This window comes from Collinsella aerofaciens (assembly GCF_028206795.1).
GTDB lineage: Bacteria > Actinomycetota > Coriobacteriia > Coriobacteriales > Coriobacteriaceae > Collinsella > Collinsella aerofaciens_AX.
In genome coordinates this window covers 34,382-46,104 of the sequence record NZ_JAQLFJ010000007.1, presented here as the reverse complement: position 1 = coordinate 46,104, position 11,723 = coordinate 34,382, and the positions used below count along the sequence as shown (strand labels likewise).

Below are 11,723 nucleotides of genomic sequence, written 5' to 3'. Positions count from 1 at the left end.
CTACTCACCTCCCTTCATCTGCGATTCCGCGATTGCGCGGTACACCTCGCAGGTTTCCATGAGCTCGTCGTGCGTGCCTAGGCCCACGATCTCGCCGTCTTTGAGCACCACGATCTGATCGGCATGCAAAATAGTCGAGATGCGCTGGGCGATGATGAGCACCGCGGCATCGCACGTCTCGTCCTGCAGCGCATGGCGCAGTGCCGCATCGGTCTTAAAGTCCAGGGCCGAAAAACTGTCGTCGAAGATATATAGATCGGCATGCTTCATGAGTGCGCGGGCAATCGCCAGGCGCTGGCGCTGACCACCCGAGAAGTTCGTGCCGCCCTGGGCCACCGGCGTATCGAGCCCCTGGGGCTGGTCGAGCACAAAGGTGCTCTGGGCAACCTCCAGCGCATGGAGCATGTCAGCCTCAGTCGCGTCTTCGTTGCCAAAGCGCAGGTTGCTCGCCACCGTACCCGAGAACAGCCATGCCTTCTGCGGCACATAGGCGATACGCCCGCGGATGTCGTCTTGCGAAAGGTCGCGCAGATCGATGCCATTCAGGCGAATGGCGCCCTTCGTGGCATCGTGGAAGCGAAGCAAGAGCTTGGCCACCGTCGACTTGCCCGAACCCGTCGAGCCTACAATCGCCGTGGTCTGGCTACGGCGACAGGCAAAGCTCAGGTCGCACAGGGTATCCTCGTCGGCATCGTCAAAACGGAACGACATGTGGTCGAACACGGCCACCGCGTCGGCACCGTCAACAGACTCCGCCGCGCACGTGTCCAGCGTGCGCTTGCCGTCCACGATGCTCGGCTCAATCTCCAACACCTGCTGCGCACGGTTCAGGCATGCGGCGGCGCGTGGGAGCGTCAGAATCACCATCTGCGCCGTCATCACAAAGAACAGGATCAGGATCGCGTACTCCAGCACGGCCGAGATGCTACCGATTTGCATGGCGTGGACGCCCACGCGGTTGCCGCCCACCCACAGCACCGCCACCTCGGCGATATTCATCAAAAAGAAGCTGGAGCTGTCGAGACCCACAAACAGGTGGTTGACCTTGATGGCATTGGCCGCGTAATCGCTAAACACCTCGTCCAGGCGCTGCTCCTCGTGGCGCTCCTTGTTAAATGCGCGGATGACGCGCACGCCCACGATGTTCTCGCGCAGCACCACGTTCATGCGGTCGATAAAGCTCTGCAGGCGCATAAAGATCGGCGCGGCGTTGGCAACGGTAAAGACCGCCGCCACCAGCACGATCGCAACCACCACGCCCAGCAGCGTGCCCATGGCGGGATCGATGAACCAAGCAAAAATGATGCCTGCCACGGCCAAGAACGGCACCGGCAGCACCAGCTGAATCGTCTGAAGGACAGCTTGCTGAATCACGTTGATGTCGTTGAGCGAGCGCGTGATCATCGAACCCGTGCCAAAGCGCTCAAAGTCGCTGGCGGACAGCTCGAGCGACTTGTCGTACACGGCATTGCGGATATCGCAGGCCACGTTGGCGGCCAGGCGCGCCGAAAGATAGCAGCCCAGCACCGTGCCGCCGCTGGCCATGCCGGTCGCGATAAGCATGTACAGGCCGTTGCGTAATATATAGTCGACATCACCCGTGGTAATACCGGTGTTGACCATGTTCGCCAGCATCGTGGGAACCAACAGCGTACCGACGTTATCTATCAGCACCGCAAACAGCGTCACCGCAATCAGACCGCGGTACGGCCTCATAAACCTCATTAAGAGTCGCATGCGTCCCCCTCGCCCTTATCGTCAGTCTCGTTCTCGGCGGCCACTTGCCGTTTAAATGCCTCGCACTCTTCGTTAAGAACATGGGAGAACTTACCGACCAAGCGCATGATCTCGCACTGTTCCCACGGCTCGAGCGCCTCGAATGCCTGTTGCTCGGCTTTTTGCGCCGGCAACGCGTAGCGCTTGGCAAACCGCACGCCTTCTTCGGTCAGTCGTACAACCTTGTTTTTACGACTGCCCTCGGCAAACTCCAACGTCGCAAGCCCTCGCGCCCTAAGCGTTTTAATCGCCGAATTGATGGTCTGTTTGCTGTAGAACCATTCACTCGTCAGCCGACTCACGGCAACGCTTCCGCCCGCTGCACTCGTGTCGACGAGCATCCAGTAGGCGCAGTCCGAAAGGCCGCAGGCGCGCGAGAACTCCGAATAGATATGGTCGAGTCCATTGAGCAACCGATCGAAGTCGACCAGCGTAACCGCACTATTCATCTATCCCACCATTCAATTGTCCGATTTTTGACCAATTATGTGTCTCTAGATTAGTCCGAGTTTTGACTATCGTCAACAGGCTCTCCGCAAATGCGTGCATTTTTATGGCCTATCGGCAGAAAAAGACCGCCGGCGCGGGGGCGGCGCCAGCGGTCACGTGAAAATCGGGTTTTATTGCCTGTTAAGCGGCGACGGCCTCATAGACCGTAGCGCCCGAGAAGCTGTCATGCAGGCTCTTGCCGGCAATCCACGGCAGCTCGACGACCTCGCAGACCGTGTTGACCAACTCAGAACAGTCAGTAAAGTGGCCCTTGTCGTTGAGGGCCTCGCAATCCTGAACACGCCAATAGCCATCGGTGTGCGTGATGTAGTACTCGTGATCGTTGATCGACACGAAAGCGCGCGTCTTGGAACGCAGCAGCTTCAGAAATCCTTCGAAATCGGTCTCGACGACATCTCCAGCCTGGAACATGATGTTACCTCCTGGCCCGGCGCCACCACGGCGCATTGATAAACGTTGGTACTCCTTTAGTAAAAACTTTATCAGAGGTTATGCGTTCGTCATTTAGGCAAGTGGTAAAAAACCGCAGGGTAGACGGGATAAAACGTTTAACCATCCCATTTGTTTGTCACATTCTGAAGGTACTTTTATGCAAACCTACTTTCCCAATTGGAATCTATCCTTTTGGCCGGGCAATTGACCGTCTATCGTTTGAGCCCGACGGGTATGAACGGGGCATCTGCAACGCCACCGCAAGGAGACACCATGGAGACTATCGAAGCACTCATTCACCGCCGCAGCTGCCGCAACTACAGCGATCGTCCCGTCGAGGCCGAAAAGCTTGCACGTATTATCGAAGCCGGCCAATATGCACCGAGCGGCATGGGCCGCCAGCCGGTGACGTTTGTCGCCGTCACCGACCCCGCGACCGTCAAGCGTCTCTCGCAGCTCAACGCGCAAGTCATGGGCAGCAACAGCGCCCCCTTCTATGGCGCCAAGACCGTTGTGGTGGTGCTGGTTGACCGCAGCGTGCCCACACATCTGGAAGACGGCTCGCTCGCCATGGGCAACCTGCTCAACGCTGCCTATGCGCTGGGCGTTGATTCGTGCTGGATTCATCGCGCCCACGAGGTTTTCGATTCGCCCGAGGGCCTGGAGCTACTGGCCAGTTGGGGTCTACCCGCCGACGGCAGCCTGCGCGGTGTCGGTCACTGCATTCTGGGCTATGCCGAGGACACGCTGCCCGAGCCCAAACCCCGCCGCGACAACATCATCTACGTAAGGTAACCCAGGAGCGTCAGCGGGGTGGCTAATTTGGGACGGGGCTATTTTAGCTACCCCACTCGCAACTTATATTGACGTCGCCGTTGTCGTCGTTTCGTTCGTCTGGGCCGTTTCGACGTCGTCGCCTTGCTTGTCTTCGTCCTTTTGCGCATCGGCGATGGTGGAGGCCGCCGCAACGATACCGCGCTGGGGCGCGACGCTCGTCTGGGCCTGAGCGCCCTCGACAACTTCTGTACCTACATGCGCGAGCTCGGGCGATTTAAACATTGCGTCCAAGTTGGCGCCACCGCCGGCATATCCGAGCGCAGCGAGCGCGATGACGATCACTGCAACGGCGGCCACGATCGGCACGTAGCGATGCCAGCCGGCGGGATTGAGCCCGCTGCGGCGAGCCGCCCCGCGGCTGATGTAGCCGAGCGTTCCGTCGTGCTTGAGCTTTGAGCCCACCACGCGTTTGCGGCCCCACAGCGAGGACTCTGCCTGCATTGCCAAGCGGGCGCTTGCCGAAGGATAGCCGTATTTAGTGCGCTTGAACGAGCCATCAAACCCCGAGGCGTGTTTGCCCCACGTCACCGATGTTGTGCGTCGGTTGACCGGCGCGGCACTCCGCCTTCTGCGGCTCGGTTTTGAAGTCTCAGCCATATGCCCTCGCACGCCGTAACCAAATCGAAACAATAACGCTTTGGACTGTAGCACACGCGTCGCGTGCGGTCACGGGCGCCTCGCTCAACGGTCATCGTCCTTCAGCAAGCGCCACAGCGTTGTACGGCTTATGCCCAGCACCTCCGCCGCACGGGTTCGGTTGCCGTGGAGATGGTCTACAACCAGATGCGCGATATCTCGCTCGGTATCGGCCAGCGGTCGCAGGATATACAGGTCACTTTCAAGCGTCGGGGCGCCAAAGGTTGCGGTCTTAATCACGTCCTCTTGGGCGAGCACTTCCTCCGCCACAGCGCGGTCCACCGTGCCCGTCCCCACCAATATATACAGTCGTTCCGAGACCTCGCGGAGCTGCAGATAGTTGCGCGGCCAGCGGTAAGCATCGAGCGTCTTCGTCGCCGCGGCAGACAGCGTGGGCGCTGCCGTCCCAAATGCATCAGCGAGATATTCCAAATAGCGCGCGACCTTCGTCGACGCGGCTCCCTGCTCGGCGATTGCCGGCGCGACGCTCACCGCACAGGCGAAGCGCTCGGTCACAAAGGCGGCTTGATCACTTTCGCCGCCGCCCGGCATGTCATTCGCCGTCAGCACCACATGGCAGCGCGTCGCCAACGCGGTGTCGGTCATCGTGGAGACCAGCTCGCGGAGGCGCTGGGGGCCAACCGCGTTCCAGCCCTCAATGCAAAGGGTCAGCCCCATTTGGAACAACGGCGATTCGACGCTTTTGAGTACATGGCGCCAACCGCGCTCGGTGAGCTCATCGAGCGCAACGGAAACAAAGGGCTGATCGGCAAAAGGACCGTCCAGATAGAGGCGCTTGGCGATCTCGACCTGACCCGCTTCCAGCTCGCCCTCGAGCATAAGAGGCACACCGCGCGCGTAACTCTCTGCAACCGGCGCAGCCACCGAGGCCGCCCCCTCAACGATGCCGTACGCGCTCGATTCGTAGCGGGCCTCAACTTCGTCGGCGTTGAGCCACTCGATGCCCGCATGCGCCGCGGCACCGCGCACCTCGCGGACCACGACGACCCAAAGCCCCCCGCCCTCTTTGTCGGTGGGGCGAACGGTCAGGCTCAGGCGCGCACCCGCACGCCCCATAACCAGACGCGCGCCGTCTCCTATACGGTCGAGGCGCTCAGCTACAAAAGCCGCCACATCCCGCTCAAGCGCCGCGTCATTCATGGTCGAGATCGCGACGTCCCCACGCGCATCGATTGCCAATGCCGAGGCCCCGGCAGCAGCCAGGGCCTCGGTCAAGATGTTCAGCTTGGCATCGCTATCCATGATTTGCCCCTGTCCGCGGCGACATGCAGCCGCCGACGGTCGCACGACCGAGTGTTTCAAAATTGAACGATATTGCTCACCAAACACTATAGGGCAGAAAGCGCCGTCCTGCGAGTATAGGTGTTGCCCCGCATCGCCATCCTGGCGGGGCGATAAGAGCTCTTCGGGACTTATAAACCTGCGGACAAGCCATACCCGCAAGAGCTCCTATCGCTCCACCGTGAGAATGCGCTCACCAGCAACCAGCACGCAAACAAGCTACTTCTCTACCAGATTCCCAGTACGTGTTGCATTCCCAAACTCATGCACGCAATGCCAATCCAGCAGCAAAAGCCCAATGCGATGGGCTTGCCGCCCTTTTTGACCAGCTCGACGATATCGGTATTAAAGCCAATAGCCGCCATGGCCATCACAATAAAGAATTTCGACAGCTCCTTGATGGGCGCCGTAAAGGACGCGGGAAGCTGAAGCACCGTGGTGATCACGCTCGCCAGCACAAAGAACAGCACGAACATGGGAAACGCGCGTTTAAGCGAGAACGTGCTTTTGGCGTCACCGCCGGCCTTGCGCGCCAGATGCATCTGCCAGCATGCGAGAACCAACGTGATGGGAATAATGGCCAGCGTCCTGGTGAGCTTGACCACTGTGGCGCTCTCGAGCACATTGGCGCCGGGGTGCATGCTGTCCCAGGCGCTCGCCGCAGCCGTTACGGACGAGGTGTCGTTGATGGCGGTACCGGCAAACAGGCCAAAGCCCTCGTTGGTCAGCCCGAGCATGCCGCCGAGCGTCGGAAACACGAGCGCCGCGATAACGTTAAACAGGAAGATGACCGAAATAGCCTGGGCAATCTCGCGATCGTCGGCATCGATGACGGGTGCGGTCGCAGCGATGGCAGAACCGCCGCAAATCGACGAACCCACACCCACAAGCGTCGCGATCTTGCCCGGCACGTTCATAACGCGGCAGAGCACAAAGGCGATGACAAGCGAGGTCGAGATTGTCGCCACGATAATCGGCAGCGACTGGGCGCCCTTGGACAGAATCTGGGAGAGGTTCATGCCAAAGCCAAGCAGGATAACCGCGTACTGCAAGACTTTTTTGGACGTATAGGTGACGCCGGCGGCGAGCTGTTCGCGACGATTCTTGGGAAAGACGAGCGCCAGGACCATGCCAAAGAGGATGGCGAATACCGGACCGCCGACCACCTCAACCTGTTTGCCGAGCAACGTCGCGGGAATGGCGATGATCAGGCAGAACAAGACGCCTTTCCAGCGCTCGCGTACGATATTTGCCAGTTGCATATGGGATTCCTTCTTTCTATTTCACGTTTGCGACGGCTTATGATACGGCAACATTGAGCACAGCCTTGCGCAAACACAGACTAAGATGCCGCGATAGTTCTCAGGCAACAGCCGAATTACCCACCGCGGAGAGCTGATTCGCGGCATAATTAACAACTGACATATGAGTTTGATAGAACAGTTGCGAGGCGCTATGGAAGAATCGATGCACGTCGGCGAGCAGGAAACGAGCCTACAGGACCAGTCCTACCACACCATTCGACGCAAAATCGTCTACCTGGACTACAAGCCGGGCGAAAAGCTGGGCGTCAAGCAGCTTTGCGACGACCTGGATATGGGGCGCACCCCTGTGCGCGAGGCTTTGGTTCGCTTGGCGCAGGAAGGCCTGGTGCGCACCGTGCCCCAAAGCGGCACCTATGTCTCACCCATCAACCTCACCCTTGCCGAGAGTGCCTGCTACATCCGCGAACATCTGGAAAAGCAGGTGATCGTGGAGTGCTGTGCGCGCGCCACATCGGCCGGCATCGAGCAGCTCGACCGCGCCATCGCGCTGCAGGAAAAGGCCATGGCCGAAGAGGATCGCATCGGCTTCTTTTTGAGCGACAACCTCATGCATCACATGATTTTTAGCATCGCATGTCGCAGCACCGTGTGGTCGTGGCTCGAAGAGACCAATGCCGACCTGGAGCGCTTCCGCTGGTTGCGCGCCGCCACGCAGGTTCTCGACAATCAGGACATCGTGAACGAGCACAAGCAGATTCGCCGCGCTATCGCCGGTCGCGACCCCATCGAAGCGAGCTTTTTGGTCAGCAAGCACCTGCACATGATGTTCCGCAACCAAACCGAGGTTCTGGACCAGTTCCCCGAGTACTTCGAGACCAGCAAGCTCCGCTAACCTGCCAAAAAGGGACAGGTTCATTTTGGCAGGTTTTATCTGGTCAAATGAAACAAGGCCCGACTCCGCCACAACGGAGCCGGGCCTTAGTTGTTAGAACGACGGAACTCGATTACTCGACAGTAACGCTTTTCGCCAGGTTACGAGGCTGGTCGACGTCGCAGCCGCGCAGGATGGCGACCTCGCGGGCGAGCAGCTGCAGCGGAACGCTCGCCGTGATGGGGCTGAACACGTCGCGGACTGCCGGCACGCGGATGATGCAGTCGGCAATCTTGTTGATCTCCTCGTCGCCCTCGGCGGCAACGACGATGACCTTGGCGCCGCGCGCCTTGCACTCCATAAGGTTCGACACGGTCTTGTCGTAGGTGGCACTCTTGGTGGCCACAGCGATGACAGGGAAGCCCGGGTCGATCAGGGCAATGGGGCCATGCTTCATCTCACCGGCGGCATATGCCTCGGCGTGCAGGTAGCTGACTTCCTTGAGCTTGAGCGCACCCTCGTAGGAAATAGCGGCACCCATGCCACGGCCCACGAACAGCGCCGACTGCGCATCCTTGCACAGCAGGGCGGCCTCATGCACGGCCTCGGTTTGGGTATCCAAAATCCACTGGATCTGCTCGGCCGTATCGGAAAGCTCGCGGAACAGCATGCGCGCTTGCTTGGTGGTCAGGCGGTACTTGACCTGCGCCAGCAGCAGAGCCAGCAGCGTCAGGCTCACGACCTGGCCGATGAAGCTCTTGGTCGAGGCGACCGCGATCTCCTTGTTGGCCTTGGTGTAGATGACGCCGTCGCTCTCACGTGCCACGGGGCTGCCCACCACGTTGGTGATGCCGAAGACCTTGGCACCCTTGATGCGCGCGTCGCGAATGGCGGCAAGGGTATCGGCCGTCTCGCCCGACTGGGACACGGCAACGACAAGTGTCGTCGGCGTGATGATGGGGTTGCGATAACGGAACTCGCTGGCCGCCTCCACCTCGGTGGGGATGCGAGCCCAGCCCTCAATGAGATTCTTGGCAATGAGGCCAGCGTGATAGCTGGTTCCGCAAGCGATCACGTAGACGCGGTCGATGTCGTTGAGTTCCTCGAGCGAAAGGCCCAGCTCGTCGATGTCGAGCTCGCCGGCCGGCGTCATACGACCAACCAGCGTGTCGCGCACGACGCGCGGCTGCTCGTGGATTTCCTTGAGCATAAAGTCGGGATAACCGCCCTTTTCTGCCATGTCCAGGTCCCAGTCGATGTGGGTGACCTTGGGCTCGATAACGTTGCCGGCCTCGTCGGTGTACTCGACGCCTGCGGGCGTAAGCTTGGCAAACTGACCGTCCTCGAGCACCACGACATCGCGGGTGGCGTCGATGAGCGCGATGACATCGGAGGCAACATAGGCGCCGGTCTCGCCCGCGCCGACCACGATCGGGGAATCCTTGCGGGCCACGGCGATCACGCCGGGCTCGTCAGCGCACACGGCGGCCAGACCATAGGCACCGACCACGTGGGTGCACGCCTCGCGCACGGAGGCCATCAGGTCGTGCGTCTCGGCATAAGCCTCTTCGATCAGATGCGCGAAGACCTCGGTATCGGTCTCGCTCTTAAAGTGGTGGCCGCGGCCCTCCAGCTCTTCGCGCAGCTCGGCGAAGTTCTCGATGATGCCGTTGTGGACGATGGCGATACGACCGTCACAGCTGGTGTGGGGGTGAGCGTTAACGACGGAGGGCTTGCCGTGGGTGGCCCAACGGGTGTGGCCGATACCGCAGGTAGCGTCGCTGTCGATGTTGGAAAGCTCGCTCTCCAAGCCCGCGACCTTGCCCACGCGGCGGATGACATCGAGGTGTGCCGCGGCGCCCTCGCCCACCTCGAGCGCGACACCCGAGGAGTCATAGCCGCGATACTCCATACGCTTGAGGCCCGTGACCAGGATGTTCTTTGCAATATCAGAGCCGGTGTAGCCGACGATTCCGCACATAGGATAAATCCCTTCGTTCGCGTGACTGCAAGACGTCCACGCACGGGAGGCGCTGAGACGTATAACGTTCGAGTATTGTACTCACGCAAGCACAAGCTGATATACCAGAAGTGGTATCTCAACTTAGATACCACCCGATGCACACACATCCAGCCGGTCCAAACCACCACAATGGGGACAGGCACCTTCGTGGTGGTTTTGGCCGGGGCGGCGGCCTGTCCCGGCGATTTATCTCAATCTGTAACAATTAGGACACCAAAAGCGGGCTTGCTGTTACAGATCGAGATTTTCCGTCCGACCTCGGCGTTTCGTCTCGATCTGTAACAGGTAGAGCCGGTTTTGCCGTCCAGATGTTACAGATCGAGACAATTGAAGGCCGGAACAGCAAAACCGCCACGAAGGGGACTATCCCCTTCGTGGCGGTTTGGGCGGCGGCGTTTGTCTATGAGGTTTGCTTGGGGAAGGTCGTTGCGAGCGCTACGACGGCAAGTCCTGCCACCACGTAGAAGGCCGTGGCCGCCGACTTTGCGCGAACCTCGGCATTGTCCGCCAAGAGCTCTCCCTGCGCCTCGGGTGCAACGCCCATCGATTCCAGGCGCGCCGTAAACGCGGCATCACTCTCGTAGGTATAAACAACCTCTTCGAGCGCCGCCTTGCTCTGCGTGTCGACCACATTACTCGCATCAATACGCGCATCGAGACCGGTGTTGACGGCGATAAGCAGGACCGAACCCATGGCGGCAGAGCCCAACGCGAGGCCCAGGTTACGCGCCGCACCCTGGATGCCGCCCGATTGCTGGGCGTCACTCGGCGGCACGGCGGAAGCGACAATGTTGTTAGCCTGTGAGTTCACCAGGCCAACGCCCACGCCACCAAAGAGCGTACCGACCACCATAATGGGCGTCAGCTCGGACGCGCGCACGCCAAACGCCATGCTCACACAGGCCGCCGCCATAAAGACATAGCCCGTACGCACCACAGACCAAGGCTTAAGCTGCGGAAACTTGCGCGGCACAAACATTGCGAGCACCAGCATGGGCACACCCGAGATGATGCCCAAAAGCGCTGTTTGCATGCCGCCAAGGCCAATTACAAGCTGATAGTACGAAGTGCCGACCAGACCCTGAGCGCCCATGTAGAAAAACGGCAGAGCAATGGCGATGACGCCGGCGCGAACGGTGGGATTGCGCACAAAGCTCGACGGCAAAATCGCTATGCCGTGGGTGCGCTCCATCCAGTGCTCGACCGGAATCAGCATCACCAGCAATAGCAGGCCGACGCCGACAATAGGCAAAGCGGGAGAAATACCGGCGATCGTGAAGGGAGCCTGCGGTAAGGGAGCAAATACGCCCCAGGTCGAGATGCGCGAAAGACCGCACATAACGGCGAACAATCCCAGAGAGGCAATAACCGCACCCGGCGCGTCAAACTTGCCCGCGTGCAGCCCGCCACCCGTCGGCAGCTTTGCGCTCGCAACGAGCAGTGCGACAAAATAGGCGGCGAGCACGCCGAAGGTCACGCGAAAACCTGCGATATCGACCAGAATGCCCAGCGCGATAGGAATAATCGTCGCAAGCGCCGCCGATGCGGCAATCACGCCATATGCCTGCTTGCGCTCCTCGCCTTCGTACAGCATGGACACCATGCCCAGTACCGAAGGGATAATGAGGCTTGCGCCCAGCCCGACCATCAGTCGGCCACCCCAAATAAGCAGCTCAATGCTCGGTGAAAACGCGCACAGCAGCTCTCCCACCACAGCAAGCACCAATCCGGCACGGAAGTTGCGGCACCACCCGATAACCATGCCGAGCAAACCGCTCGCAAGCATAAAGGTGCCCGCCATAAGCGAATAGACCGTGCTCGCCATCTGCACGTCCGAGAGCGGACATCCAAACACGCGCATCATCTCGGCCATGGCAACCGAAAACGCACCGTTGTCTGCCGAGGTACCCACCTGAGCGCATGCCAGCACGATCAGCGGCGCCAGTCGCGCCAAACGAGAAGTCGCCGCAGGCTCCATCCCCGAGTTCGAAACCGCGCGATTCATGCACATCACCATCCGCTTTTTTCATTCCGTATATGCGGCAAGGATTTAAAACCAACCCTTCCCCTA

Annotated in this window: 10 protein-coding genes; 2 read left to right on the top strand and 8 right to left on the bottom strand. The window is 60.1% G+C overall.

What is annotated here, in order from left to right:
* The 3 genes from PMX70_RS06070 to PMX70_RS06060 form a co-directional block, all read right to left on the bottom strand.
* Complete coding sequence (locus tag PMX70_RS06070) at nucleotides 1-1,725, bottom strand: ABC transporter ATP-binding protein (RefSeq protein WP_138375060.1); 1,725 nt, start codon at nucleotides 1,723-1,725, stop codon at nucleotides 1-3.
* Nucleotides 1,725-2,225 carry a MarR family winged helix-turn-helix transcriptional regulator gene (locus PMX70_RS06065; protein WP_022094370.1) on the bottom strand — a complete coding sequence of 167 codons (501 nt, stop codon included), beginning with the start codon at nucleotides 2,223-2,225 and terminating at the stop codon, nucleotides 1,725-1,727. The genes PMX70_RS06070 and PMX70_RS06065 overlap by 1 nt, the downstream gene beginning before the upstream one ends.
* A 181-nt stretch (nucleotides 2,226-2,406) precedes the next feature.
* Complete coding sequence (locus PMX70_RS06060; protein ID WP_006235631.1) at nucleotides 2,407-2,697, bottom strand: hypothetical protein; 291 nt, start codon at nucleotides 2,695-2,697, stop codon at nucleotides 2,407-2,409.
* A gap of 294 nt (nucleotides 2,698-2,991) precedes the next feature.
* On the opposite strand from PMX70_RS06060, the gene PMX70_RS06055 reads away from it, so the two are divergent.
* Nucleotides 2,992-3,513 (top strand): nitroreductase family protein, encoded by a 522-nt coding sequence (locus PMX70_RS06055; RefSeq protein WP_271743153.1) that lies wholly within the window; start codon nucleotides 2,992-2,994, stop codon nucleotides 3,511-3,513.
* A 63-nt stretch (nucleotides 3,514-3,576) separates the two neighbouring features.
* Here PMX70_RS06055 and PMX70_RS06050 read toward each other — a convergent pair whose 3' ends face one another.
* From PMX70_RS06050 to PMX70_RS06040, 3 genes are all read right to left on the bottom strand, one after another.
* On the bottom strand, nucleotides 3,577-4,152 hold the full coding sequence (locus tag PMX70_RS06050; RefSeq protein ID WP_271743152.1) for a hypothetical protein: 576 nt from the start codon (nucleotides 4,150-4,152) through the stop codon (nucleotides 3,577-3,579).
* Between the two features lie 84 nt (nucleotides 4,153-4,236).
* The gene (locus PMX70_RS06045) at nucleotides 4,237-5,454 is read right to left on the bottom strand and encodes a helix-turn-helix domain-containing protein (protein WP_238057934.1); all 1,218 of its coding nucleotides are present in this window, start codon (nucleotides 5,452-5,454) and stop codon (nucleotides 4,237-4,239) included.
* A gap of 266 nt (nucleotides 5,455-5,720) precedes the next feature.
* Entirely contained in the window at nucleotides 5,721-6,755 is a 1,035-nt protein-coding gene (locus tag PMX70_RS06040) for a YeiH family protein (protein WP_138113569.1), read from the bottom strand.
* Nucleotides 6,756-6,948: 193 nt separating this feature from the next.
* On the opposite strand from PMX70_RS06040, the gene PMX70_RS06035 reads away from it, so the two are divergent.
* Nucleotides 6,949-7,650, top strand: coding sequence for a GntR family transcriptional regulator (locus PMX70_RS06035; RefSeq protein WP_226790702.1), 702 nt, complete (start codon nucleotides 6,949-6,951; stop codon nucleotides 7,648-7,650).
* Nucleotides 7,651-7,762: 112 nt separating this feature from the next.
* On the opposite strand, the gene glmS is transcribed toward PMX70_RS06035, so the two are convergent.
* Both glmS and PMX70_RS06025 read right to left on the bottom strand, forming a co-directional pair.
* Nucleotides 7,763-9,610 (bottom strand): glutamine--fructose-6-phosphate transaminase (isomerizing), encoded by a 1,848-nt coding sequence (gene glmS, locus PMX70_RS06030; protein WP_238057791.1) that lies wholly within the window; start codon nucleotides 9,608-9,610, stop codon nucleotides 7,763-7,765.
* A 442-nt stretch (nucleotides 9,611-10,052) separates the two neighbouring features.
* On the bottom strand, nucleotides 10,053-11,657 hold the full coding sequence (locus PMX70_RS06025; protein WP_238057790.1) for an MFS transporter: 1,605 nt from the start codon (nucleotides 11,655-11,657) through the stop codon (nucleotides 10,053-10,055).
* Between the last annotated feature and the right edge of the window lie 66 nt (nucleotides 11,658-11,723).

Coding starts and splice junctions, on each gene's coding strand:
- PMX70_RS06025 (WP_238057790.1), bottom strand. CDS start 11,657: ATGAATCGCGCGGTTTCGAACTCGGGGATGGAGCCTGCGGCGACTTCT.
- glmS (WP_238057791.1), bottom strand. CDS start 9,610: ATGTGCGGAATCGTCGGCTACACCGGCTCTGATATTGCAAAGAACATC.
- PMX70_RS06045 (WP_238057934.1), bottom strand. CDS start 5,454: ATGGATAGCGATGCCAAGCTGAACATCTTGACCGAGGCCCTGGCTGCT.
- PMX70_RS06055 (WP_271743153.1), top strand. CDS start 2,992: ATGGAGACTATCGAAGCACTCATTCACCGCCGCAGCTGCCGCAACTAC.
- PMX70_RS06070 (WP_138375060.1), bottom strand. CDS start 1,725: ATGAGGTTTATGAGGCCGTACCGCGGTCTGATTGCGGTGACGCTGTTT.
- PMX70_RS06065 (WP_022094370.1), bottom strand. CDS start 2,225: ATGAATAGTGCGGTTACGCTGGTCGACTTCGATCGGTTGCTCAATGGA.
- PMX70_RS06035 (WP_226790702.1), top strand. CDS start 6,949: ATGGAAGAATCGATGCACGTCGGCGAGCAGGAAACGAGCCTACAGGAC.
- PMX70_RS06060 (WP_006235631.1), bottom strand. CDS start 2,697: ATGTTCCAGGCTGGAGATGTCGTCGAGACCGATTTCGAAGGATTTCTG.
- PMX70_RS06050 (WP_271743152.1), bottom strand. CDS start 4,152: ATGGCTGAGACTTCAAAACCGAGCCGCAGAAGGCGGAGTGCCGCGCCG.
- PMX70_RS06040 (WP_138113569.1), bottom strand. CDS start 6,755: ATGCAACTGGCAAATATCGTACGCGAGCGCTGGAAAGGCGTCTTGTTC.